Annotated in this window: 22 protein-coding genes; 10 read left to right on the top strand and 12 right to left on the bottom strand. The window is 73.2% G+C overall.

Translation table 11 applies throughout. From position 1 onward, the window contains the following. The 6 genes from ACFVHI_RS31595 to ACFVHI_RS31570 all read right to left on the bottom strand — a co-directional run. A partial coding sequence (locus tag ACFVHI_RS31595) for an SHOCT domain-containing protein (protein WP_380345130.1) occupies positions 1 to 420 on the bottom strand: 420 nt, incomplete at its 3' end. A gap of 126 nt (positions 421 to 546) precedes the next feature. Beyond that, the gene (locus tag ACFVHI_RS31590; RefSeq protein ID WP_380345128.1) at positions 547 to 1,131 is read right to left on the bottom strand and encodes an NUDIX hydrolase; all 585 of its coding nucleotides are present in this window, start codon (positions 1,129 to 1,131) and stop codon (positions 547 to 549) included. Beyond that, positions 1,128 to 2,285 carry a type III polyketide synthase gene (locus ACFVHI_RS31585; protein WP_363371132.1) on the bottom strand — a complete coding sequence of 386 codons (1,158 nt, stop codon included), beginning with the start codon at positions 2,283 to 2,285 and terminating at the stop codon, positions 1,128 to 1,130. Before ACFVHI_RS31585 ends, ACFVHI_RS31590 begins: the two co-directional genes overlap by 4 nt. A 126-nt stretch (positions 2,286 to 2,411) precedes the next feature. Then, a complete protein-coding gene (locus ACFVHI_RS31580; protein WP_380345126.1) occupies positions 2,412 to 3,659 on the bottom strand; it encodes a cytochrome P450 in 1,248 nt (415 codons plus the stop codon). Positions 3,660 to 3,785: 126 nt separating this feature from the next. Further along, positions 3,786 to 4,517, bottom strand: a complete 732-nt coding sequence (locus ACFVHI_RS31575) for a response regulator (protein WP_380345131.1) — start codon at positions 4,515 to 4,517, stop codon at positions 3,786 to 3,788. Positions 4,518 to 4,528: 11 nt separating this feature from the next. Continuing rightward, positions 4,529 to 5,431, bottom strand: coding sequence for a sensor histidine kinase (locus ACFVHI_RS31570; protein ID WP_380345124.1), 903 nt, complete (start codon positions 5,429 to 5,431; stop codon positions 4,529 to 4,531). 138 nt (positions 5,432 to 5,569) lie between these two features. Between ACFVHI_RS31570 and ACFVHI_RS31565 the strand changes: the two genes are divergently transcribed. The 3 genes from ACFVHI_RS31565 (at position 5,570) to hemC (ending at position 9,673) form a co-directional block, all read left to right on the top strand. After that, on the top strand, positions 5,570 to 6,295 hold the full coding sequence (locus ACFVHI_RS31565; RefSeq protein ID WP_063347046.1) for an ABC transporter ATP-binding protein: 726 nt from the start codon (positions 5,570 to 5,572) through the stop codon (positions 6,293 to 6,295). Beyond that, positions 6,292 to 8,601 (top strand): ABC transporter permease, encoded by a 2,310-nt coding sequence (locus tag ACFVHI_RS31560; protein ID WP_380345122.1) that lies wholly within the window; start codon positions 6,292 to 6,294, stop codon positions 8,599 to 8,601. The genes ACFVHI_RS31565 and ACFVHI_RS31560 overlap by 4 nt, the downstream gene beginning before the upstream one ends. A gap of 136 nt (positions 8,602 to 8,737) precedes the next feature. After that, positions 8,738 to 9,673 carry a hydroxymethylbilane synthase gene (hemC, locus tag ACFVHI_RS31555; protein WP_380345120.1) on the top strand — a complete coding sequence of 312 codons (936 nt, stop codon included), beginning with the start codon at positions 8,738 to 8,740 and terminating at the stop codon, positions 9,671 to 9,673. Between the two features lie 62 nt (positions 9,674 to 9,735). Here hemC and ACFVHI_RS31550 read toward each other — a convergent pair whose 3' ends face one another. Beyond that, on the bottom strand, positions 9,736 to 10,659 hold the full coding sequence (locus ACFVHI_RS31550; RefSeq protein ID WP_380345118.1) for an LLM class flavin-dependent oxidoreductase: 924 nt from the start codon (positions 10,657 to 10,659) through the stop codon (positions 9,736 to 9,738). Between the two features lie 274 nt (positions 10,660 to 10,933). Here ACFVHI_RS31550 and ACFVHI_RS31545 point away from each other — a divergent pair, with 274 nt between their 5' ends. After that, positions 10,934 to 11,740: a nucleotidyltransferase domain-containing protein gene (locus ACFVHI_RS31545; RefSeq protein ID WP_063347043.1), complete on the top strand. Its 807-nt coding sequence runs from the start codon at positions 10,934 to 10,936 to the stop codon at positions 11,738 to 11,740. A gap of 18 nt (positions 11,741 to 11,758) precedes the next feature. Here ACFVHI_RS31545 and ACFVHI_RS31540 read toward each other — a convergent pair whose 3' ends face one another. Together ACFVHI_RS31540 and ACFVHI_RS31535 are read right to left on the bottom strand one after the other, a co-directional pair. After that, positions 11,759 to 12,550, bottom strand: coding sequence for an aminoglycoside N(3)-acetyltransferase (locus ACFVHI_RS31540; protein WP_380345116.1), 792 nt, complete (start codon positions 12,548 to 12,550; stop codon positions 11,759 to 11,761). A gap of 207 nt (positions 12,551 to 12,757) precedes the next feature. Next, on the bottom strand, positions 12,758 to 13,327 hold the full coding sequence (locus ACFVHI_RS31535) for a helix-turn-helix domain-containing protein (protein ID WP_380345114.1): 570 nt from the start codon (positions 13,325 to 13,327) through the stop codon (positions 12,758 to 12,760). 83 nt (positions 13,328 to 13,410) lie between these two features. On the opposite strand from ACFVHI_RS31535, the gene def reads away from it, so the two are divergent. The 3 genes from def (at position 13,411) to ACFVHI_RS31520 (ending at position 16,966) form a co-directional block, all read left to right on the top strand. Next, positions 13,411 to 14,016, top strand: a complete 606-nt coding sequence (gene def, locus ACFVHI_RS31530) for a peptide deformylase (RefSeq protein ID WP_208869059.1) — start codon at positions 13,411 to 13,413, stop codon at positions 14,014 to 14,016. A gap of 240 nt (positions 14,017 to 14,256) precedes the next feature. Further along, positions 14,257 to 14,511, top strand: coding sequence for a hypothetical protein (locus tag ACFVHI_RS31525; protein ID WP_380345112.1), 255 nt, complete (start codon positions 14,257 to 14,259; stop codon positions 14,509 to 14,511). Between the two features lie 28 nt (positions 14,512 to 14,539). Continuing rightward, positions 14,540 to 16,966, top strand: coding sequence for an SAM-dependent methyltransferase (locus tag ACFVHI_RS31520; RefSeq protein ID WP_380345110.1), 2,427 nt, complete (start codon positions 14,540 to 14,542; stop codon positions 16,964 to 16,966). Positions 16,967 to 17,059: 93 nt separating this feature from the next. Here ACFVHI_RS31520 and ACFVHI_RS31515 read toward each other — a convergent pair whose 3' ends face one another. Then, the gene (locus ACFVHI_RS31515; protein WP_063347037.1) at positions 17,060 to 18,124 is read right to left on the bottom strand and encodes an aldo/keto reductase; all 1,065 of its coding nucleotides are present in this window, start codon (positions 18,122 to 18,124) and stop codon (positions 17,060 to 17,062) included. A gap of 117 nt (positions 18,125 to 18,241) precedes the next feature. Here ACFVHI_RS31515 and ACFVHI_RS31510 point away from each other — a divergent pair, with 117 nt between their 5' ends. Beyond that, positions 18,242 to 19,075, top strand: a complete 834-nt coding sequence (locus tag ACFVHI_RS31510; protein WP_380345108.1) for a helix-turn-helix transcriptional regulator — start codon at positions 18,242 to 18,244, stop codon at positions 19,073 to 19,075. 129 nt (positions 19,076 to 19,204) lie between these two features. Here the strand turns inward: ACFVHI_RS31510 and ACFVHI_RS31505 are convergent, their stop codons facing one another. Then, a complete protein-coding gene (locus ACFVHI_RS31505; protein WP_380345106.1) occupies positions 19,205 to 20,014 on the bottom strand; it encodes a class I SAM-dependent methyltransferase in 810 nt (269 codons plus the stop codon). A 65-nt stretch (positions 20,015 to 20,079) separates the two neighbouring features. On the opposite strand from ACFVHI_RS31505, the gene ACFVHI_RS31500 reads away from it, so the two are divergent. Beyond that, on the top strand, positions 20,080 to 20,478 hold the full coding sequence (locus ACFVHI_RS31500; RefSeq protein WP_159398392.1) for a hypothetical protein: 399 nt from the start codon (positions 20,080 to 20,082) through the stop codon (positions 20,476 to 20,478). 234 nt (positions 20,479 to 20,712) lie between these two features. Beyond that, a complete protein-coding gene (locus ACFVHI_RS31495) occupies positions 20,713 to 22,401 on the top strand; it encodes a HEAT repeat domain-containing protein (protein ID WP_380345104.1) in 1,689 nt (562 codons plus the stop codon). A gap of 42 nt (positions 22,402 to 22,443) precedes the next feature. Here ACFVHI_RS31495 and ACFVHI_RS31490 read toward each other — a convergent pair whose 3' ends face one another. After that, positions 22,444 to 22,677, bottom strand: a complete 234-nt coding sequence (locus tag ACFVHI_RS31490; RefSeq protein ID WP_380345102.1) for a DUF397 domain-containing protein — start codon at positions 22,675 to 22,677, stop codon at positions 22,444 to 22,446. Positions 22,678 to 22,700: the final 23 nt, after the last annotated feature.

Below are 22,700 nucleotides of genomic sequence, written 5' to 3'. Positions count from 1 at the left end.
GGCCAGGAGCTTGTCCTTGGCCTTCTGGTACTCCTCCTCGGAGATGGCGCCCTTCTCCTTCAGGTCCGCCAGTCTCGCCAGGTCGTCGACGTGGCTGCCGCCGCCCCCGGGGGCGCCGGTTCCGGCCGCCTCCCGGATGTAGGCCTTGACGGCGGCCTCGCTCTGCCGGACCTGGGCGGCGTCCCGCTCGCTCATCGACTTCCCGCGGGCGATCACGTAGGCCAGCACACCGATCAGCGGCAGCACGATCACCAGGAGCAGCCAGCCGGCTTTGGCCCAGCCGCCCAGGTCGTGGCTGCGGAAGATGTCCGTGATGATCTTGAACAGCAGGAAGAACCAGAGGATCCAGAGGAACAGCTCCAGCATCGTCCAGAAGATGTTGAGCACCGGGTAGTCCACGGCCAGCATGTTGGTGTCCATGGCCGAGTCATATCACCGTAAAACGGACAATGCTCTCTGTTGTTCGGCCGTTCCAGTGGTCTTCCGGCCCAGCGGGAATATCTCGGAGAGGGGGCTCGGAGCTGGGGGGCTCGGAGGGGCGGGGGATCAGCCCCGCCCGGCCCGCCGCCGCAGCTCCACGGCCAGCCCGATCAGCTCGCCCCACCAGGCGTCGTGCCCGGCCAGCAGCAGCCGCTGCGCCTCGCCCGCCGGCACCGCCCGTACCTCGACCACCTGCTCGCCGTCCGCCGGGTTGGTCGGCGCCGAGTCCACCGCGACCTCCGCCCAGCCCCACAGCCACGCCTTCTCCGGGTGCGGCTGCCACGGCCGGTACGGCGTCGGGTCCTCGGTGCGGCAGCGGTGCGCGCCGAGCCAGTCCGGCTCGCCGAGCAGCCGGGCGCCGGCCTCCTCGCGCAGCTCGCGCGCCAGGCAGGTGGCGATGCTCTCGTCCTGCTCCCGGGTGCCGCCGGGCAGGAACCAGTGGTCCCGGTCGTCCCGGCAGAGGACCACCTTGTCGTCCGCGAAGCCCACCAGGTGGATGTTGGTCACCAGCTCGTCCGGCGGCAGCACGGTGGAGAACAGCGCGTCGTACCGGCCCCAGGTCCAGTACTGCGGGGCGTGCAACGCGGGGAAGAGGGTGGCGAGTTCGGCGGATCTGTCGTCGGTGTCCGCCTGGTGCGTGGTGTCGGTCATTCGGTGATCGTAGTGCCGGCCGGGAAACGCCGGGGGGCGCTCGGATGGACGAGTGTGATGTCCGAGGTGGAGATGGCCCGCGGCCGTCGGCGGGCGGCCTCGACCGGCTCGCCGACCCAACTCCCCAGCGAGATCTCGGCGGTGATGCCGGGCCCGAAACCGGCGATCAGGCCGGTGGTGCCGTCGGCCACGCCGCCGTCGGCGAACAGCCGGGCGAGCGCGTCGAAGACGACGGCGCTGGCGATGTTGCCGCGCTCGGTCAGCGTCGCGCGGCTGTACCGGAAGGTGGCCGGCTCCAGGTTGAGGAAGTGGCAGAGGTCGTCGAGGATGCGCGGGCCGCCGGCGTGCACGATGTAGAAGCCCAACCCGGAGACGTCCCAGCCGTGTTCGACGGCCAGGCCGCGCAGCGCCGGGGCGAGCATCTCCATGGTGCCGGGCACCCGCTTGTCCAGCTGGAAGTGGAAGCCGGTGTCCTTGACCCCGTAGGAGATCCAGTTCTCGGTGTCCGGGACGAGGTGCGAGCCGTTGCGCTCGACGTGCACGCCGGTGCCGCCGTGTCCGCGCATCACCACGGCGGCGACGGCGTCCCCGAACAGGCCGTTGGAGAGCAGTGAGCCGACGCCGAGGTCGGTCGGCTGGTAGCAGAGCGAGCAGAACTCGCAGGACACGATCAGCACGTTGGCGCCCGGGTAGGCGCGGCAGAAGTCGTGCGCGCGGTTGACGGCGGCGCCGCCGGCTGCGCAGCCGAGCTGGGCGATCGGCATCTGGCGGGTGTCGGAGCGGAAGCCCAGGGCGTTGATCAGCCAGGCGGTCAGCGACGGCATCATGAAGCCGGTGCAGGACACGTAGATGATCAGGTCGATGTCCCGGGCGCCCAACTCGGCGTGCCCCAGGGCCCGTTCGACCACCTCGGGGACGCGGAGCTTGGCCTCCCGCTCGTAGACCTCGTTGCGCGCGGTGAAGCCCGGGTGGGTGAGGGTCTGCTCGATCGGCTGGACCAGGTGCCTGGTCCGCACCCCGGTGTTCTCGATCAGCCGCAGGGCGAGGCCGAGTTGGGGGTGGCCGGCGTGCAGGCTGCGGGCGAGGTCGAGGGTCTGGTCGAGGGTGATGACGTTCTCGGGTACGGCGATGGCCGGGCGGCAGAGTGTTGCCATGGTGCGGGTCTCCCCTGGGTGGCCTGGCCGGGCGGGCTGGTGAGCGGCCCGGGCAGGCGGCCTACGGATGCGTCGGACGGGCGCCGCGCGGTGCTCCGTGGCGGAGCCGGTGGCGCGGGGAGGAGGTCACCAGGCGAGCGGCAGGGTGCGGGGGTAGCGCCAGATCGACCCGGTGTGCCAGTCGAGTTCGGACGGCGGGACGGCGAGCCGCAGGCCGGGGAAGCGCCGCAGCAGGGTGCCGATGGCGACCTGGAGCTCCATCCGGGCCAGGTGCGCGCCGGGGCAGTGGTGCTGGCCGTGGCCGAAGGCCATGTGGGTGGGGGCGCCGCGGTCGAGGTCGAGTTCGTCGGGGCGCTCGTACATCGCCGGGTCGCGGTTGGCGGTGAGGTAGGAGACGTGGACGGCCTCGCCGGCCCGGATCAGCACGCCGCCCAACTCGACGTCCTCGGTGGCGACCCGGGCGATGCCGACGCCCTGGCGGAACGGGATGAAGCGCAGCAGCTCCTCCAGCCCGCGCGGCAGCAGGTCGGGCTGGGCGCGCAGCTTGGCGAGCTGTTCGGGGTGGGTGAGCAGGGTGTAGGTGATGTTGCTGAGCTGGTAGGTGCTGGTGTCGTGGCCGGTGACCAGCAGGACCATCGCCATGACGGCCAGCTCCTGGTCGTCCAGCAGCTCGTCGCCGTCGCGGGCGGTGGCGAGGGCGCTGAGCAGGTCCTCGCCGGGGTGGGCGCGGCGGGCGGCGGTCAGCTCGGTGAAGTAGCCGCGCAGGGCGGCCTTGGCGGCTTCCTGGCCGGCCCGGCTGCCGGGGCCCATCGTCATCATGGCGACGGCGTGGCCGCGCAGTTCGGCGCGGTCCTGCTCGGGGATGTCCAGCAGTTCGCAGATGGTGGTGAGCGGGAGCCGGCTGGAGAGGAAGTGCACCAGGTCGGCGGGGGAGCCGTGTTCGGCCATCTCGTCGAGGTAGCCGTCGACGATCCGCTGGGTGGCCGGGCGCATCCGCTCGACCTGGCGGTTGGTGAAGCCCTGGGCGACGAGGCGGCGCAGCCGGTTGTGGCCCGGCGGGTCCATCAGGTTGATCGCCTCGGCCTGGGCGATCGGGGCGGGCGTCATCCGGGGCAGGTCGCGCCCGATGCCGGCGGCGCGGCTGAACCGCCGGTCGGTGGTGACGATCCGGACGTCCTCGTAGCGGGTGGTGAGCCAGGCCTCGCCCTCGCCGTGCGGCAGTCGGATCCTGGCGATCGGGGCCTCGGTGAGCAGCCGCTTGAGGAGCGGGTCGAACTCCAGGCCGTCGGTGTGGTTGAAGGGGCAGTCCCACACGGGGGCGGAGGTAGTCACGGGCCTGTCCAAATGTCTTGAAAATGCCGCCCGAACGGTCATTTCTCGTTCGGGCGCGGACAGAGAGATGTTCCCCCATGAACTGGCAAAAATGTGAATCGGACCGGGAGTTACCTCTAACGAGTTAGCTAGATGATTGTCATGCGAATCAAGGGAGTTGACTGAACATCAGTTGACACTGCCCCCCGGCGAGACCAGCCCGGTCTCGTACGCGAGGACGACCGCCTGGGCCCGGTCGCGCAGATCGAGCTTGGCGAAGATCCGGGCGACGTGCGTCTTCACCGTCGACTCGCTGAGCGTCAGTTCGGTCGCCAACTCGCTGTTGGACAGCCCGCGTCCGAGCAGCGCCAGCACCTCCGCCTCGCGCGGGGTGAGCGGGGCGAGGTTGCGGTGCAGCGGCGGGCCGTCGGCGCCGGGGGCGGGGCGCGGGGCGCCGGCCGCGAAGCGTTCGACCAGCCGCCGGGTGATCGAGGGGGCGAGCAGGGCGTCCCCGGTGTCCACCAGGCGCACGGCGGCGGCGAGATGGGCGGAGGTGACGTCCTTGAGCAGGAAGCCGCTGGCCCCGGCGGCGAGAGCGGCGTAGACGTAGTGGTCGAGGTCGAAGGTGGTCAGCATGATCACCCGGCAGCCGGGCGCCCGGGCGAGGATCCGGCGGGCGGCCTCCAGGCCGTCCATGCCGGGCATCCGGATGTCCAGCAGCGCCACGTCGGGCCGGTGCGCGACGGCGGCCGCCACCGCCTCGGCGCCGTCGGCGGCCTCGGCGACCACGTCGATGCCGCGCGCGGTGAGGATCATCCGGAAGCCGGTGCGGACGAGCTCCTGGTCGTCGGCGATCACCACCCGGGGGCGGCGCTCCCGCTCCGGCTCCCGCTCCGGCTGCTGCTCCGGCCCCCGCTGCACCTCGGCCCCGGTCACGGCCGGTCCAGCGGGATGCGGGCGCGGACCCGGTAGCCGCCGCCGAGCCGGCGCCGGGCGTCGAGGTCGCCGCCGTACACGGCGACGCGCTCGCGCAGGCCGAGCAGCCCGCGCCCGGCGCCGTCGGCCGGCCGGGCGGGCGGCGCGGGCACGGCGTCGGTGGGCTGCGCGGGCACGGCGTCGGCTGGCCGCGCGGGCGCGGCGCGGGCGCCCGCCAGCACGCTCGGCCCGCTGTTGAGCACTTCCACCCGCAGGTAGTGGTCCGCGTAGCGCACCGTCACCTCGGCCGTCACCCCGTCCCCGTGTTTGAGCGCGTTGGTCAGCGCCTCCTGGATGATCCGGTACGCCGTCACGTCGACGCCGCCGGGCAGCGGTCTCGGCTCGCCCGAGATCCGCACCTCCACCGGCAGCCCGGCGAAGGCGAACCGGTCGATCAGCGGCCCGAGCCGACTCAGGCTGGGCTGCGGCGCGAAACCGTCCGCCGCCTCCTCCTCGGTGCCGTCGGCGGCGGGGGCGAGCAGCCCGAGCAGGTGCCGCAGCTCGGTCATCGCGTCGCGCCCGGCGGCCTCGACGGCGCCCATCGCCGCCGCCGCCTCCGCGGGCATGGTGGCGATCACCTCGCGCGCGGCCCCGGCCTGGACCACCATCAGACTCACGTTGTGGCTGACGATGTCGTGCAACTCGGCCGCGATGCGCGCCCGTTCGGCGTCCACGGCGGTACGGGCGGCGCTCTCCCGCTCCCGTTCCAGCAGCCAGCCGCGCTCGCCGATGGCCGCCCGGTGCAGCCGCCGCGCCCGGGCGAGCGCGACGCCCAGCCAGCCGGCCGCCGCGACCGCCGTACCCGCCACCGCCGCACTCGCCACCGCTACGGCGGCCCAGTTCGTCCCCGTTCCCCACACACCGCCAGTTTCCCAGCCCACGCCATGATCGACATCATCCGGGGGTGCCGCCCGCGTACATCCCGGGTACTACGGCCGCCCCGGCTACACCCCGGGTGGGACGCCGGGCCCGGGGGCCCGCGCCTACCGTCGTCCACCATGAGCAACGACCACGACGGGACCACCCCGCCGGACGACGCACAGGCCGTCGTCGAGCTGTCCGGGGTCCACAAGGAGTTCGGCGACGCCAAGGCGCTCGACGGCGTCGACCTGCGGATCCGGGCGGGCGAGGCGGTCGCCGTGATGGGCCCCTCCGGGTGCGGCAAGTCCACCCTGCTGAACATGGTCGCCGGGCTGGACCGGCCGACCTCCGGCACCGTCCGGGTGCACGGCCAGGACCTCGGGCAGCTGAACGAGACCGGGCTGGCCCTGTTCCGCCGCCGCCACATCGGCATGATCTTCCAGTTCTTCAACCTGATCGACGACCTGCCCGCCCTCGACAACGTCGCCCTGGCCGCCCAGCTGACCGGCACCACGGCCCGCCAGGCGCGCCGCCGCGCCCTGGAACTGCTGGACGAACTCGGCGTCGCGCACCGCAAGGACACCTACCCGGCCGCGCTCAGCGGCGGCGAGCGCCAGCGGGTCGCGGTGGCCCGGGCCCTGATGAACCGCCCGGCGCTGCTGCTCGCGGACGAGCCGACCGGCGCGCTGGACAGCCGCTCCGGCGAGCAGGTGATGGACCTGCTGATCGACCTCAACCAGATCGGCCAGACCCTGCTGATCGTCACCCACGACCCCAACCTGGCCACCCGCTGCGCCAGCCGCCTGGTCGAGGTCGCGGACGGAAAGGTGGCGCGCGAGCGGGCCCTGGAGGCGTCCGCATGACCGGCGCCGTGTGGCGGGCCTCCCGGGCGGCCGTGAAGCGCCGCCGGGTGCAGACCTTCGTGATCGGCCTGGTCGTCTTCTGCTCCACCACGACCGTGCTGCTCGCCCTCGCCGTGATCAGCGCCGCCCGGGCGCCCTTCGACGACGCCTTCGCCGCCGAGCGCGGCGCCCACGTCGTCGCGGCCTTCGACCCGGCCAGGGCCTCGGCGGAGCAGCTGGCCGCCACCGCCCACCGGCCGGGCGTCGAGGCGGCCGCCGGGCCGTTCGACCAGGCCGTGGTGGAGATCCCCACCGACTGGGTCGGCCGCCCGCCGGGCCCGCTGACCCTGGTCGGCCGGGCCGACCCGGCCGGGCCGGTGGACCGGGTGCAGCTGCTGGGCGGCCGCTGGGCCACGGCGCCCGGCGAGGTGGTCATCCAGCAACCGGGCGGCGGCGCCGCGACGACGCTCCTCGGCACGTCGCTCACCACCGCCACCGGGCTGAAGCTCACCATCGTCGGCTTCGCCGGCAGCATGAGCCAGTCCGCCGGCGGCTGGGTCGTCCCCGAGCAGGCGGCCGCCCTGCACCCCACCAGCCGTCAGATGCTCTACCGCTTCGCCGACGCGGACACCGAGCAGCAGCTGACCGCCTCCCTCGGCACGGCCACCGAAGGCCTGCCCAAGGACGCGCTCGCCAGCGCGCAGTCGTACCTGGTGCTCAAGCAGGCCTTCTCCGCCGGTGCCGACGCCTACCTGCCGCTGATGACGGTCTTCGGCGTGCTCGGGCTGGTCGTCGCGGCACTGATCGTCGGCAACGTGGTGAGCGGCGCGGTGGTCTCCGGCTACCGGCACATCGGCGTGCTCAAGTCGATCGGCTTCACCCCGCGCCAGGTGGTCACGGTCTACCTGACCATGGTCTCGGTGCCCGCGGTCGTCGGCACGGTCCTCGGGACGGCGGCCGGCTGGGCGGGGGCGTACCCGATCCTGGAGACCGCCTTCAGCGGCATCTCGACCGGCACCGCCGTGATCGAGCCGGCCGGCTGGCTGCCCGCCGCCACCCTGGTCGGCGTCCCGCTGCTGGTCGTCGCCGCCGCGTTCGTCCCGGCCTCGCGCGCCCACCGGCTGTCCGCCGCCCAGGCGATCTCGGCCGGCAGCGCGCCGCGCACCGGGCGCGGGCTGAAGGTCCAGCGCCGGCTGAGCGGCACCCGGCTGCCGCGCGCCGTCAGCCTCGGCCTCGGCCAGCCCTTCGCCCGCCCGGGCCGGACGGCGCTGACCATGGCGGCGATCGTGCTCGGTGTGGTCACCGTGACGGTCACCACCGGCCTGAGCAGCACCCTGGCCAGGAGCATGGCCCCGGTCGACGACAAGATCCACGTCAACGTGCAGACCGGCCACTTCCAGGGCAACACGGTCGAGCCGCAGCTGACCCCGGCCCAGACCGAGGCGATGCTGCGCGCCACCCCCGGGGCCGCGCAGGTCGTCACCCGGGGGCTGGTCCGAGTGGGCGTGGTCGGCCACACCCAGCCCGTCTTCATGGACTTCTACGGCGGCGACGACATCGCCGGCACCAGGTGGCTGCGGGTGGTCAAGGGCCGCCCGGCGACCGGGCCGGACGAGGTCCAGGCCGGGCCGGCCTTCCTCGACCAGCGCGGGCTCAGGCTCGGCGACCGGATCACCCTGACCCTGGAGGGCCGACAGCGGGCCGTCACCATCGTCGGCGAGGAGATCCAGGGCAACGCGAACGCGATCACCTCCAACGACGCCACCCGGGCTGCGCTCACCCCCGACCCGCACACGGTCGAGTACGACGTGCGGCTCGCCGACGGCGCCGACGCCGCCGCGTACCAGAAGGCGGTCGGGGCCGCCGACCCGAGCCTGACGCCCTCGGTGGTCGTCGAGAGTTCGGCGGGGCCCGTCGTCGCTATCCAGACCTTCAGCACGACCTTCACCGTCCTGCTGTCGGTGGTCGCCTCGCTGGGCGTCTTCAACACCCTGCTGCTCACCATCCGCGAGCGCCGCCGGGACATCGGCATGCTGAAGTCCATCGGCATGACGCCACGCCAGGTCGTCGCGATGACGGTCACCTCGGTGGCCTGGCAGGGCGCGCTCAGCGGCGTCATCGGCATCCCGGTCGGGATCGTGGTGCACCGGCTGATCGCCGAGAACGTCCGGATCCTGGCCTTCCCGGAGCACATGATCGACGTCTGGGGCGCCCCGCTGCTCGCCGGGCTCGCGCTGGCGGGCGTCGCGATCGCCGTCCTCGGCGCCCTCGTCCCGGCCCGCTCGGCGGCCCGGCTGCCGATCGCCGAGGTGCTGCACAACGAGTGAGCGCGGCCGACACGCGGGCGGCACACGGACGGTCGGACGGTTCGCCGCCCGGCCGTCCGGGTGCCGTCCGGCGGGCCTTCCGCCGCATGGCTGACGCCGGGTCAGAGCCCGGCGTTCGAGCGCCTATCATCGCGCCATGGCCACCGCTGAGCTGATCCGCATCGTCTCCCGCTCCTCGCCCATGGCGCTCGCCCAGGTCGAGCGGGTCCGCGCCGAACTCGCCGCCCTGCACCCGGGCCTGCGCACCGAGGTGGTGCCGGTCACCACCTCCGGCGACCGCTGGATGGGCGACCTCGCCCGGCTCGGCGGGAAGGGCGCGTTCACCAAGGAGGTCGACGCCGCGCTGCTCGCCGGGGAGGCCGACGTCGCCGTGCACTGCCTCAAGGACGTGCCCGCCGACCGCCCGCTGCCCGCCGGCACCGTCTTCGCCGCCTACCTGCGCCGCGACGACATCCGCGACGCCCTCGTCCACCCCGGCGGCCTGACCCTCGTCGAACTGCCGCCCGGCACCCGGATCGGCACCTCCTCCGTCCGCCGGGTCGCCCAACTCGCCGCCTCCCACCCGCACCTGGTGTGCGTGCCGATCCGCGGCAACGCCAACAGCCGGCTGGCCAAGCTGGCCGCCGGGGAGGCCGACGCGCTGCTGCTCGCCGCCTCCGGGCTGGAGCGGATCGGCGAGCAGGCGCGGATCACCGAGATCCTGGACCTCGACGCGATGTGCCCGCCGATCGGCGCCGGCATCCTCGTCCTGCAGTGCCGCGAGGACGACGTCGTCACCGTCGACGCGGTCGCCGCGCTCGGCCACCGCGACACCTGGCGCGAGGCGGCGGCCGAGCGGATGTTCCTGCACGTCCTCCAGGGCCACTGCAACAGCCCGATCGCCGGCTACGCCAGGGCCGAACCGGACGGCCGGCTCTCGATGCGCGGCCGGGTCTTCAGCCCGGACGGCAAGCAGGTGCTGGACGCCCACGAGTGGGCCGGCGCGCTCAGCCCCGAGGACCTCGGCACCTCCACGGCGCTGGCGCTCAAGCGGCAGGGCGCACAGGAGCTGATCGCGGGCATCCCGCACTGATTTCCGGCATCCCGCACTGATCTCCAGCATCCCGAACTGATCCCCGCCTCTGCGACCGACCGCTACCGGAACAGCAGTTCGGCGAAGCGGTCCACCTGGTCCACCTCGGGGGACCAGCAGTACAGCATCACCTCGTCCGCGCCGATGGCCGTGAAGCCGGCCACGGCGGCCCGGATCGCCTCCGGCGTGGTGAGCAGGCCCTCCTCCATCCGGTCGGCGCGGCCGCTGGACTCGTAGTACGCGCGGATGTTGCGCCGGGCCTGCTCGACCGTCTCCGCCGGGCCGAGGACGGCGTTCGCCTGGGCGACCAGCCGGGGCCGGCCGTCCCGGCCGTGCCGCTGCCAGGACTTCTCGACGTCCTGGAACAGCCCGGCCATCGCCTCCGGCGGCACTCCCGCGCCGAGGAAGCCGTCCCCGAACCGGCCGACCCGGTCCAGCGCGGCCGGGGCGAAGCCGCCGAACAGCACCTCGGGGCCGCCCGGCGTCGCCGGCGCGGGCCCGACCGGGCCGACCCCCTCGCCGAACGGCTCACCGGCCCAGAGGCGGCGCAGCACCGCCATCCGCTCGTCCAGGAGCCGGCCCCGGCGGCGCGGGTCGATGCCGGCGGCCAGGAAGTCGTCCTCCCGGCCGCCGACGCCGAGGCCGAGCGTGAAACGCCCGCCGGAGAGCAGGTCCAGGGTGGCGGTCTGCTTGGCGAGCAGCGCGGGGACGTGGTGCGGCGCGAGCAGCACCTCGGTCTGCAGGCGGACGCGGGACGTGGCGCCGGCCAGGGCGGCCAGCGTCACCAGCGGTTCGGGGTTGTCGAACACCACCCGGTCCGCCAGGCCGAGCGTGCTGAACGGGCCGGCGTCGGCCCGCCGGGCCCACTCGAACAGCAGGACGGGGTCCTGGAGGGGAAGACCGAGGCCGATCTTGACGGCCTGCGGGGAGGCCTGCGGGTCGGGCTGCGAGGCGGGCTGCGAGGTGGGCTGAGGGTCGGGCTGCATGGGGATCATCCTCCGGAGGGCAGGCCGCATACGGGCGCCGCCCCTCCGCGGGCCCGCGCGCGGCCCTGCTCCCCGTCCTGCGGCTCGTCGTTCCGGGGAGCGTGCTCGTCGGAGTGCGGCGACGGTGGCGCGAGGTGTTTCCCGGGTTCAACGCCGTTCCCCGCGCGTCCGTGCCTGGAATGATGCCCGGGAATCGCCGGGGAGTTGACGATCAGCCACGCCCGGCGTCCGAAATCGGCTCGCTCGGGGGTGCGCGAACCGGCAGAGTACGCCCATGACTACCGCGGGACTGGACGACGACGGCTTCATCGCACGGGAGGGCTCGTTGGGCCGGGTGCCCGAGGCGTTCGCACCCGTGGTCGCCGCCGCCCGGACGCTGATCGCCGAGGTCTTCGACCTCCCCCGGCTGCACAGCGCCTACCTCTACGGCAGCATCCCGCGCGGCACCGCGATCCCCGAGGTCTCCGATCTCGATCTCCTGCTCGCCCTGAGGCAGGAGCCCTCCGCCGCCGACCGGGCTGACGCCGATGCGCTCGAATCCCGGCTCGATGCTTCCTTCCCGCAGGTCAACGGTGTCGGAATCCTCCTGTTCAGCGCGGACACGCTGCTGAGCGAGCTCGAACGTCACGATCTGGGCTGGTTCGTGGCCTGCCTGTGCACGCCTTTGCTCGGTGACGACCTCGCCGCCGGACTGCCGCGCTACCGCCCCACCTCCACGCTCGCCCGCGAGACCAACGGCGATCTCGCCCTGGCCCTCCCGCGCTGGCGCGAGCGGGCGGGCTCGGCCGGTACGCCCGCCGAGCGCCGGGCGCTCAGTCGCGCGGTCGCCCGCCGGATCGTGCGGACGGGCTTCACCCTGGTGATGCCGCGGTGGGGTGGCTGGACCAGCGATCTCACCGAGTCCGCCGGGGCGTTCGCCCGCTACTACCCGGAGCGCGCCGAGCAGATGCGTCTGGCGGCGACCGTGGCCCGTACGCCGACGGCGGACCCGACCGTCCTCAAGGTGCTCACCGAGGACCTCGGGCCGTGGCTGGCGGCCGAGTACACCGCCGTCCACGGGGAGAAGACGCCCCGGACCTGACGTCGGACACGTCCTGTCCTACGCCCGGTGCTCGGGCAGCCAGTGCTGCGCGTAGGCGACGGCGTCGCGGAGGCGGAAGAGGCGGGTGGTGGCGGCGCCGACCGTGGCGTGGCGGACGGCCTTCGGGTGGTCGGCCTCGAAGGCGGTGCCGAGTTCGGCGAAGTCGTCGGCGCTGATGGCCCGGTCGCGGACGGTGAGCCATTGCCGGCCCTCGGGGGTGAGGGTGGCGAAGGAGACGTCCTCGCTCGGGCCCGGGACGCGGTATTCGGCGAGGTGGAAGCAGGTGCAGGAGCCGAAGTCGGCGCCCAGCAGCAGGACCTGGGCGTCGCGGTCCTCCAGTCGGGCGAGCGGGCTGGACTCGCCGAGCAGGCAGTCGAGGGCGTGTCCGTCGGTGGTCTCGGCGGCGCCCGGGCCGAGGGCGGCGAAGGAGGTCTGCGGGTGGGCGCTGCGCCGGGCGCCGGGCCAGATCCGGACGGTCTCGGGGATGGCGCCCATCCCCAGGGTGGGGCTCACGTGCGGGTCGTACGCGGGCCAGGACGCCCGGATGTCGGGCCACCAGGCCTCCGGCACCGGCGGGTTGGACCAGCCGGCGGGGTCGGAGTTGTCCCCGGTGTGGGTGGGGACGACGAGGGTGCCGGTCGGCCCGAGGGCGTCGAGCAGGGCCTGGACGACGGTGACCGGCCCGCCGGAGACCCAGCCGAGGGAGCGCAGCGAGGAGTGCACGAGCAGCGTGCCGCCGGGTTCGACCCCGGCGGCACGCAGGTCGGTGGCGAGGGACTGGCGGGTGCAGAGGGGGCCGTTGACGCGCATCGGGCCAGCTTGCGGGTCGGCGGGCCGGGTGCGCCAGCGGGTTTATTTCCCTCGCCTGGACACCGCCCGCGTGCCGTCTCCGGCGCGTCGCCAAATTGGTCTCGACCATTTGGTCTTGACCATTGCTTTGGGTTCGGGGGCGGAGGAGGATCACCGCGAAGCGCCGGGCGGCGGACTCCGACGCTCCTCGGTGCCCGTCAGTGCTCGTCAGTGCTCGTCCGGGAGGAGCGGGAAGAGGCGGGCCACGGCGGCGACCGGGCGGGCGCCGGCAGGACGGCCGGCCGGGTCGGCCTCGCGGTCGCGGTAGCGGGCCAGCACCTGGCGGACGGCCTCGCCGACGGCGGCCAGTTCGGCGGGGGTCAGGTAGAGGACGGTGCTGAACGCCTCGTCCTGCCGCCAGTCGGCCGGGGCCGCGTCGCGGTGGGCGAGCCAGCGCTGGTAGCTCTCGTCCTCCAGGCCGCGCGCGAGTTCCCCGAACTCGTCGGCTGCGGCGGGCTGGTGGGGCTGGTGTGGCTGCTGCGGGAGCCGCCAGGGGCGGGCGCGGCCGTCGGTGGCGGGGGCCTCCTCGATGAGGCCGTGGCGGGCCAGCTGCCGTAGGTGGAAGGAGCACAGGCCGGAGCTGTACCCGGTGGCGGCGGCGGCCTCGGTGGAGGTGAGGGCGGCCTTCTCGGCGAGGAGGCCGAGGATCGCGGTGCGTACGGGGTGCTGGGGGAGGGGGCCGGTGGCGGGCGCGGTGAGGCCTTTGGCTTCCTCGGCGGCTTTGGCATCTTCGGTCACTTTGCAAAGTCTGCTACTTTGCAAAGTCGATGACAAGCCGTCATCCTTGCCGTCGTGTCGACGGTGTCGACGAGGGAGCGCCGATGTCCGAACCGCGTGAACGCCCGACCGTCCTGCGGATCACCGAGGTGGGGGAGGACATCCTCCGCCGCACCTGCCGCCCGGCGACCGGGGAGGACTACGGCAGCGAGCGGCTGGCCCGTCTCATCGAGGACATGTTCGCCACCATGCAGGTCGCCGACGGCTGCGGGCTCGCGGCCAACCAGGTGGACGTGGACCTGAGCCTCTTCGTCTACGACTGCCGCGACGACCAGGGCGTCCGGCATGTCGGCCACGTGCTCAACCCGGTCGTCGAGCCCCGCGAGCCCGGCCGCCGGCTGATCGAGGACACCGAAGGCTGCCTCTCCGTCCCCGGCGCCAGCACCGAACTCGCCCGCCCGGCCGAGGTGGTGGTGCACGGCTTCGACCAGTACGGCGCCGCCGTCACCATCGAGGGGGCCGGCTACTTCGCCCGCTGCCTCCAGCACGAGACCGACCACCTGAACGGGCAGCTGTACATCGACCGGCTGTCCGGCCGGGACCGCAAGCGCGTCCTGCGCCAGACCGCCGACCGCCGGGAGGACGTCTTCGCCCAGCGGGCCCGGCGGGCCCAGCGCGCCGCCCGCGCCGCCCGGGCGTCGGCCCGCTGACCGTGCCTGACCAGGACGTCGGGTGCGGGCCGGTCCGAGGGGGGCGGCGCACCCGGACAGCTGGGGACTGTCGGCATTCGGCGTCGACGTGTCGGGTGAGATGGCCGCGTTCCTCTGCGGCCCCCATCCCGACCGGCCGCAGCCGCACCCGCGGGGCTGTCGGCGCGAACTGGTGTTCAGTAGCATGAACACGCGAACGCCCGTGGCTCCGAAGGGACGAGTGACTGTCGAGTGCCTACCGTGACCGCAAGCAGCCTGGCCTTCGGCTTCGACGTCGTCGACATCGACGTGGACGCCGATCTCGCGCTGGACGCCGACACCGCCGCGGACCGGCCCTTCCGCCAGGTCGGCCGGACGGACTTCGGCCTGGCCAGCCCGATCCTGACGGAGCCCACGCCGCAGATCACCCAGATGGACTTCGAGGTGGACGCCCCGGGCCTGATGGACCCGCCGCCGCAGGTCGTCCAGCTGGACTTCGCCGTCGATGTCGCCTGACGCCGCCGACACCGACTGACGCCGTCCGATGGACCCGAACCGCCCGTACGGCCGCCCCTTCGACCGCTTCCCGACCCGCCGCGAGCACGAGGACCGCTGGGCGGAGCTGGCCCGGGCCATTGCCGCCGCCCCCGGGCCGCGTCGCCCCGAGCGGGACGGCGAGACGGCCGAACCGGCCATGCCCAAGGGTGAGTTGACCGTGCTCGGCTCCGGCATCGAGGCGGCCGGGTTCACCCGCGCCGACGAGCGGCTGCTCCGCGAGGCGGACCACGTCTTCCACTGCGTCGCCGACCCGGTGACGGTGGTGCGGATCAAGGCCTGGCGGCCCGACTCCTACGACCTCGGCGTCCTCTACGACGACGCCAAGGACCGCTATCTGACGTACGTGCAGATGTCCGAGGCGATCCTGCACTTCGTCCGGGCCGGGCGGCGGGTGGCGGCGGTCTTCTACGGCCACCCGGGCGTGTTCGTCCTCTCCAGCCACCGCGCCGTCCGGATCGCCCGCCGCGAGGGTCACGCGGCCGTGATGCGTCCGGGGATCAGCGCGCTGGACGTCCTGTGCGCCGACCTCGGCGTGGACCCGAGCAGCCCCGGCATGCAGACCTTCGAGGCCTCGGACCTGCTGATCCGCGGCCGGCGGATCGACCCGGGCCTGCACCTGGTGCTCTGGCAGGTCGGGCTGGTCGGCGAACTCGGCTACCAGCGCACCGGGTTCTTCAACCACCGGCTGCCCGTCCTGGTCGACCGGCTGGAGGAGGTCTACGGCCCGGACCACCCCGTGGTCAACTACATCGGCGCCCGCTACCGGGGCACCGCCCCCGTCACCGACCGGCACACCGTCGCCGGGCTCCGGGACCGGGCCGTGCAGCGGACCGTCACCAGCGCCTCCACCTGGTACCTCCCCCCGGCCGTCGCCGCCCCGGCCGATCCGCGGATGCTCGAACGGCTGGGCCTGATCCGACCCGGCCAGACCGTGCGGCCGCCCACCGGCCCGGTCCGGAACATCGACGAGTACGGGCCGCGCGAACTCGCCGCCCTCGACGGCTTCACGGACTTCCACGTCCCCGGCGGCTACCACTGGCAGGAGGACACGCCCGCCGCCCGCTTCGTCCTCGCCCTGGGGGAGGACGGCGCCCTGCGCGAACGCTTCGTCCGGGAGCCCGAGGCGGCGGTGGCGTCCTGGGCGCCGCCGGACCTCGCCGACGCCGAACGCGCCCTGCTGGCCCGCCGTGAGGACGCGGCCATGCAGGCCGCCGCCAAGGGCCGCTACCGGCGGCCGACCCCGGAGGCGGCGCGGCGGCTGCGCACCCTGCTCACCCGCAAGTCGCAGGCGCGCGCGCTGCTTCGGTCGGTGCGCGACGGCGGGCCCGGGGGCGGCGGGCTCGCGGGCGGCGGGCTCGCGGGCGGGGGGAGCAGCATCCGGCGCGACCTGGACACCGTCCTCGCCGAGGCCCTGTACCCGTGGACGGGCCTGTACGGCACGCCGGACGGCAACCTCGACGTCTACGTCCTGGGCCGCGTCACCGACCCGCCCCGGCACCGGATCCACGTCAACGGGCGGCGGATCACCGCCCCGCGCCATGACCACGGCGTGCTGCGCTGGCGGGTCGAGGACGGCAACGACTGCGGCGGCGAACTGCGCACCGAGGTCGGCCGGGACGGGCGGCGCCGGCTGGTCGGCGCGGTGTGGCCCGCCGGGCGGGTGGCGGCGGCGGAGTTCTCGGTGCAACTCGCCGAGTACGCCCTGCCGGACGTGCCGCCGCTCGCCGACCTGGTCGGCGACTACCGGGCGGCGGACGAGGCCGGGCGCGAACTGGTCGTCTCCGTCGGGCCGGGCGAGGACGGCCCGGCGCTGCGGGTCCGCGTCACGGTCGACGGCGTGCCCACGGCGGCCGCCGTCGTGGTCGGTCCGGCGGGCTTCGAGGTGGACGGCGTCGCCGTCCCCTACGTCCAGGCCGTGGCGGCATCGACCGTGCCGCCGTATCTGTACGGCTGCTACCGGGTGCAGCTGCCGGGCGGCCGCGGCGCGGAGCTGAGGGTGGCCGAGGACGGCATCACCCTCGACGAACAGCCTCTCCTCCATGCGGAGTTCACCGGCAAGCGCCTCACCTGGCGCGACGGCCCCGCGCCGCTGCCGTCCGCCGAACTGACCCTGCTGCTGGACCCGATCACCCTGCACCCGATGCTTACCGGCACCGGCACCGGCACCGGCACCGGCCGCGCGCCCGGCGGCCCACGGCTGCCGGTGGTCGGCATGGTGCCGGTCGCCGCCGAGGAGGCCGAACGCCTGGCCGCCCGCCCGCAGTTCGGCCTCCCGTCCGGGCCGTGGGCGCACCTGACGGCGCTGGCGGCCGAGGCGAGCCACGGCGGCGGCCTGTTCTGGTGGCACGGCTGGGAACAGTCCGCCACCGCCCTTCACACGGTGCGGCGCGCACTCTGGGAGGCGGGCCTCTAGCCTCGCCGGCGAAGCCCTGCCCACGGACGTCCGAGCAGCCGCCGCGATCACCCCGAGGGCGGCGGCAGTGCTGCCCCGGGGCTCGATCGGGTATCAGCGGCGGGTTTCGACCTTCAGGTCGCCGTGGGTCACCGTGCGCATCCTGTCGCTGGCGAGCAGGTCGTGCGGGAAGCCGAGTTCGATCGCGCTGGCCTCGTCGAGGCGGGCCAGTTGGGAGGCCGTGAAGTCGACCTCCAGGGCACCCAGATTGTCCTCCAGCTGCGCGAGAGTGCGGGCGCCGATGAGCGATGCCGTCACATCCGGGTTCTGCAGGGTCCAGGCCAGCCCGACCTGGGCGGTTGTGCGGCCCAGCTCCGCGGCGACCTCCTTCACGACATCAGCGATGTCCAGGTTGTGTTCGGTGAGCCCGCCGTTGGCGATATTGAAATTTTTACGGGTGCCGTCGTCGACCGCGGTGTTCGTCGTGGTCAGGTCGTCGCGGCTGTACTTGCCGGTGAGCACCCCGCCGGCAAGTGGTGAGTACGGCACCACGCCCAACCCCATCTCGCGTGCCATCGGGATCAGGTCACGTTCCCCGGTACGCTCGATCAGGTTGTATTCGATCTGCAGGGCGACCAGCGGCGACCAGCCGCGCAGGTCGGCGATCGCCTGCATGCGCGACACCTGCCAGGCCGGGGCGTTGGAGATCGCCACGTACAAGACCTTGCCCTGCCGGACCAGGTCGTCCATGCCACGCAGGATCTCCTCGACCGGTGTCGTGAAATCCCACACGTGCAGGTAGAGCAGATCGATGTAATCCGTATTCAGCTGTCGCAGACTGGCTTCCACCGACGCGAACAGGCTCTTGCGGTGAGGGCCCCCGGAATTCGGGTCGCCGGGCCGGCGCAGCGTGGTGTATTTCGTTGCCAGCACCAGGCTTTCGCGGTTGTCGCGGGTGAATTCACCCAGCAGGCGCTCGGAGCTGCCATTGGTGTAGGTGTTGGCGGTGTCGACGAAGTTGCCGCCGCGCTCGACGTAGAGGTCGAACAGCTTGCGCGCCTCGTCCTGCTCGGCACCCCAGCCCCACTCGGTGCCGAAGGTCGCCGCGCCCAGCGCCAGCGGTGAGACCCGCAGCCCGGAGCGGCCCAGCAACCGGTAGGTGTCGAGGGTGAGCGACATCGTGTCCTCCTGTGCTTGTCATCCGTTGTCGAGAACAAGTCTGTGACCGCCGCGAGCCGGGGATAAGGGAAAGAAGTTCCTGGGAACACCAGTCCTACCCTGGCTGTTGGATCGAACATGATGACCCGCACCGTGGACACGGCAAAGGAGCTGGCCGCGTTCCTGCGGACCCGGCGCGAGCGCCTCGACCCGAAGGACTTCGGCCTGCCGTCGCGTCAGCAGGCCCGGCGGACCCCGGGACTGCGTCGTGAAGAGGTCGCCGAACTGGCCGGGGTCAGCATCGACTACATCGCGCGGCTGGAACAGGCCCGGGGACTGCGGCCCTCGGCGAACGTGGTGGAGGCGTTGGCCCGGGCACTGCGCCTGGCCCCCGACGAACGCGCCTACCTCTTCAACCTGGCCCAGCAGCGCCCCCGCAACGCCGACAAGCCCGCCACCACTGCAGCACCCCCGCTGGCCCGGCTGGTCGCCGACCTGTCGCCGCTGCCGGCCGTGCTGATGAACCACCGCTACGACATCCTGGCCTGGAACGGCGAAATGGCGAGGCTGCTGCTGGATTTCGACACCCTGCCGCCGTCGCAACGCAATGCCATGTGGCTGTGCCTGGTACACCCGGAAATACGCGAGTTCTATGTCGACCGCGAGCGCGTCGTGCGGGAGGGAATAGCCCACCTGCGCGCAGCGTGGGCCGCGCACCCGGAGGACCAGGCGTTGACCGACCTCATCACCGAATGCACCACCCGTAACGAGGAATTCGCGCGATTGTGGGCCGAGGGAGACGTGAAGGTCAACGGCCGCGGACACAAGGTGATGCGGCATCCGGACGCAGGTGTGATCGCCGTGAACTTCGAAGTACTCATGCCACTCCAAGATCCGGACCAGCGGTTGATGATCTGCCGTGCCGCGGACGATGAGAGCCGGTCGGCATTGAACCGGTTGTGCTCGCGGTGACGTAGAACCCTCATTCCGGCGTGCCTCGGAGTCCATCGGTGAGATCCGGGCCGAAAGCATGCCGGGTGCCCGGACGGCGCGGTGTCCATGACTGCTACACGTTCGCGGCCAGGACTTTCGAAATAGGCCCTAGCCCCGCGCCTCCGGCCCCGGGCCGGGGGCCAGTCGCCGGACGCGCAGCACGGCGGTCAGCATCGGGAGCGTGAACTCGCCTTGGGCGGTCTCCGGCCGGTCTGCGAGGAACGCGCGGATCCGGCCGAGTCTGGCCTCCCGCTCCTGCTCCGGCATGACGAGCATGCCCGCGCGGGTCGCGAGGGTCGCGACGAGGGAGTCGGCGGTGCGGAGTTGCCCGTGCGGGAACTGCTCCTGCTCCGGCGAGCCGAACCGGGCGGCCGCGCCGGTCTTCGGAAGGTGCATGCCGGTCGTCTCGGCGCGCCAGCCGGCGGGCGTGTCACGCGGGCCGATGGCCTCGCCCCCGCTGACCTGTGCGAGCCCGTCGACCCAGGCGACCTGGTCGTCCATCACGTTCCACAGGCCGGCCAGGACGCCGCCGGGGGCGAGGACCCGGGCGATCTCGGGCCCCGCGACGGCCATGTCGAACCAGTGCATGGCGTTGCCGGCGACCACGGCGTCGACGGAGGCGTCCGGCAGCGGAACCGCCTCCGCGCTCCCCGACAGGGCACGGACCTCCGGCAGTGAACGGCGCAGTTCGGCCAGCATCGCCGGGTCGGGTTCGACTGCGATGACCTCGGCACCCAGCGCGGCCAGCACGCCGGTCAGCTTGCCGGTTCCGGCGCCGAGGTCAAGCACGCGCGGGCCGGGAGCGGGTTCGAGTGCCCAACGCACCGCGTCCTGCGCGTAGTCCGGGCGGTGCTCGGCGTACGCGGCCGCCGCCGCGCCGAACGACGAGGCGTGGAGTGAGCGTTGATCTCGATCCATGCGGTCACGCTAGCAGCGCCGCGCCGCCCGGGCACTCCGTCGGCGGCGATGCGACCCTGGCCGCCATGGGCGCGGACCGACGCGTGCTGGCCGGTGTCGACCTCGACGGCGCCATCACGCCACCGGTTCCCGCGACCGGCATCGGCGGCCGCCCGGTCCTGCTGATCGCGGCCGCGGACCCGAGCGGCCCGGACATCGTGCCGTCCTGGACCAGCAGTTGGCCGAACCTGGACGGATGGAAGCGGTGGCTCACCGTCGCCGGCGCCGACCACTACACCTTCACCGACCTGGACTACCTGGTCAACGAGAGCGGCGTGCTGCCCATCCCGAACGCTCCCCGGTCGATCGCGATCACCACCAGCTATGTCGGCGCCTTCTTCGAACGCCAACTCAAGGGAACCTGCGAGCCGTTGCTCAACGGCCCCAGCCGGGACTTCCCCGAGGTGGCCTTCACCCGCCCCTGACCGGCACGGACGGCAGAAAGGGCCCCGGCGCCACGGAGGCGGCCCGCCCGCATCAAGGCGCGAGCAACGCCGACTCCCTGCGGAGCTTCGCCCAGCGGTTGAGCGCGCGGACGCAGCAGGCCCAGGCCGTCATCTCGAAGGACGGCGCCGTCGGCTGGAGGCCGTCTTCAGAGGTCGGGTCCCGCCCCCTGCCCCGCCTCCCAGAGGTCAGTGGCGACGGGCAGAATGTTCGTCATGTTCGACGGACTCCACGACATCGACTGGTCGCAGATGCATCACGCCTACGGCACCGCGGAGGAGGTGCCCGGGCTGCTGCACGCGCTCGCCTCCTCCGACGAGGAGGAGCGCGGGGACGCGCTCGGCAGGTTCTACAGCGCCGTCCACCATCAGGGCGACGTCTACCAGTGCACGGCCGCAAGCGTGCCGTTCCTCTTCGAGCTGGCCGGCGACGCCGCTGCGCCCATACGGGCGGCGGTGGTCGAACTGCTGGTCGGCATCGGCAACGCAGCGCTCGCGTATGGTGCGACCGAGGAGAACAGCTGGGACTTCTCCGGCCACTACAAGGCCGCGGCGCTGATGCGGGAGCAGGCCGAGACGTTCATCGGGTTCGCCACGGATTCCGACCGGCTGGTGCGGCAGGCGGCGATACCCGCGCTCGGGCTGTTGGTCGACGATGCGGAACGCGCTGCCGCGGTGCTGCGGGAACGGCTTCCCGCAGCACCGGGGGTGGTCGAACGGCTGCTGCTGGTCGAGGCGATGGCCGCGCTGGCTCTGCCCCGGCCGGACATGCTGGCGTCCGCATCGGCCTGGCTCACCTCCCTCGCCGACGACACCGCGCTCGATCCGACCACCCGGCTGGCAGCCCTGATCCAGCACGCCCGGTGCACACCGGACTTCCACGCCCAGGAGGCGACCCGCACCGCGATCGCCCTGCTGCGTGAACAGACGGCCCCGACCGGCGACTGGTGGCTCACCCCCACCCCGGCGACACCGGCACCCACGATCGAGCCGGGCAGCGCACCGGTCGAGGTCATCGCCGCGTTCGAGGACCTCGACCGGCACGCAACGGTCCACTCACCGGTCACCGGGCTGCTGCGCACCTTCCACGAGGTTCTGGGCGCGCGGGTGCCCGAGCGCACGATGCTGCTGGCGGAACAGCTGCGCAGCGCTGACCCCGGTACCCGGCTGGACTCCCTGCGGATGGGTTCGGAGATCATCAGGTCCCGGAGCGGTGGCCACGGCCCGCTCGTCGCGCTGATCGGCGCCCAACTCGCGGACCCGTACCTTGAGGTCGTCGCCGAGGCCGCCTCCGCCCTCGGCGCCTGCCATCCGGTCCCCGAGCCGGCCCGCCCGGTGCTGGTCGCCTTCGTCGCTGCCCAGCACGCGCAGTACGGACCACAGGCGTGGGCCTCCCCGCAGCGCCATCTGCGCCGGGCCCATCAGGAGGCCGTCCTCGCGTTGGCACGTCTCGGTGACGAGCGGGCGCTGCCGAGTCTGCTGGTGGCGCTGGACGGCGGGGTCGACGCCTGGCGGGCGGTCCAGGCCGCGAAGTGGCTTCCGGGTGCGGCAGGCCAGTTGGTGCCCAGTCTGGTCGAGCGGCTGCTCGGCTTCGACCTGGACCAGCAGTGGATCGAAACGGAGGTGAACTCGACGCTGGAGGCGCTGGGGCACCTCGGGGGCACGGCGGCGCTCGGGGCGGTCGAGGAGGTACTCGATCGGGCAGTGCGGGCGGAGAAGTGGGGGATCGTCTGCTCGGCACTCGCGGCGTTGCGGCAGTTCGGCCCGGCGGCGGCACCCGCACTGCCGGTGATCCGTGAGCTGGCCGCACTCGGCGCGGCCGTGAACTCCAATGTGGCGCCCGCCGCGGTCGCCGCGCTCCGGGCAATCGAGGGCGACGCGCAGGAGGGTACTGCCACGCCCTAGGCCTGGCCTGGTCCTGCTCCTGGTCCTGGCAGTCTCGGGCCGTCAGGCGGCCGTCGGGGCGAAGTCGACGAAGGCCTGCCAGGCGGCGGGGGAGAAGGTGAGTTGGGGGCCGTCCTTGTCCTTGGAGTCACGGACGTGGACGGCGGCGGTCGTCTCGGCGACCTCGACGCATTCAGCACCCTCGTTGGTGCTGTAGCTGCTCTTGCGCCACGCGATCTCGACGCATTGGGCGCCTTCGTTGGTGCTGTGGCTGCTCTTGAACCAGACGAGTTCCATGCCTTCTGACGGTACGCCAACGG

Origin of the sequence: Kitasatospora sp. NPDC127121, assembly GCF_042677305.1 — a bacterium.
In the GTDB taxonomy this organism is placed as follows: domain Bacteria; phylum Actinomycetota; class Actinomycetes; order Streptomycetales; family Streptomycetaceae; genus Kitasatospora.
Note: the sequence above shows the minus strand (reverse complement) of the source record. Positions and strands in the feature narration are given on the sequence as shown.

Excerpts from the sequence above, each read along its gene's own strand:
- ACFVHI_RS31560 (WP_380345122.1), top strand. The coding sequence starts at position 6,292 with ATGACCGGCGCCGTGTGGCGGGCCTCCCGGGCGGCCGTGAAGCGCCGC.
- ACFVHI_RS31540 (WP_380345116.1), bottom strand. The coding sequence starts at position 12,550 with ATGCGCGTCAACGGCCCCCTCTGCACCCGCCAGTCCCTCGCCACCGAC.
- ACFVHI_RS31585 (WP_363371132.1), bottom strand. The coding sequence starts at position 2,285 with ATGGCAACACTCTGCCGCCCGGCCATCGCCGTACCCGAGAACGTCATC.
- ACFVHI_RS31515 (WP_063347037.1), bottom strand. The coding sequence starts at position 18,124 with ATGTCGCTCACCCTCGACACCTACCGGTTGCTGGGCCGCTCCGGGCTG.
- ACFVHI_RS31590 (WP_380345128.1), bottom strand. The coding sequence starts at position 1,131 with ATGACCGACACCACGCACCAGGCGGACACCGACGACAGATCCGCCGAA.
- ACFVHI_RS31505 (WP_380345106.1), bottom strand. The coding sequence starts at position 20,014 with ATGGATCGAGATCAACGCTCACTCCACGCCTCGTCGTTCGGCGCGGCG.
- ACFVHI_RS31490 (WP_380345102.1), bottom strand. The coding sequence starts at position 22,677 with ATGGAACTCGTCTGGTTCAAGAGCAGCCACAGCACCAACGAAGGCGCC.
- ACFVHI_RS31550 (WP_380345118.1), bottom strand. The coding sequence starts at position 10,659 with ATGCAGCCCGACCCTCAGCCCACCTCGCAGCCCGCCTCGCAGCCCGAC.
- ACFVHI_RS31500 (WP_159398392.1), top strand. The coding sequence starts at position 20,080 with ATGGGCGCGGACCGACGCGTGCTGGCCGGTGTCGACCTCGACGGCGCC.
- ACFVHI_RS31565 (WP_063347046.1), top strand. The coding sequence starts at position 5,570 with ATGAGCAACGACCACGACGGGACCACCCCGCCGGACGACGCACAGGCC.
- def (WP_208869059.1), top strand. The coding sequence starts at position 13,411 with ATGTCCGAACCGCGTGAACGCCCGACCGTCCTGCGGATCACCGAGGTG.
- hemC (WP_380345120.1), top strand. The coding sequence starts at position 8,738 with ATGGCCACCGCTGAGCTGATCCGCATCGTCTCCCGCTCCTCGCCCATG.
- ACFVHI_RS31580 (WP_380345126.1), bottom strand. The coding sequence starts at position 3,659 with ATGACCGTTCGGGCGGCATTTTCAAGACATTTGGACAGGCCCGTGACT.
- ACFVHI_RS31520 (WP_380345110.1), top strand. The coding sequence starts at position 14,540 with ATGGACCCGAACCGCCCGTACGGCCGCCCCTTCGACCGCTTCCCGACC.
- ACFVHI_RS31510 (WP_380345108.1), top strand. The coding sequence starts at position 18,242 with ATGATGACCCGCACCGTGGACACGGCAAAGGAGCTGGCCGCGTTCCTG.
- ACFVHI_RS31495 (WP_380345104.1), top strand. The coding sequence starts at position 20,713 with ATGTTCGACGGACTCCACGACATCGACTGGTCGCAGATGCATCACGCC.
- ACFVHI_RS31545 (WP_063347043.1), top strand. The coding sequence starts at position 10,934 with ATGACTACCGCGGGACTGGACGACGACGGCTTCATCGCACGGGAGGGC.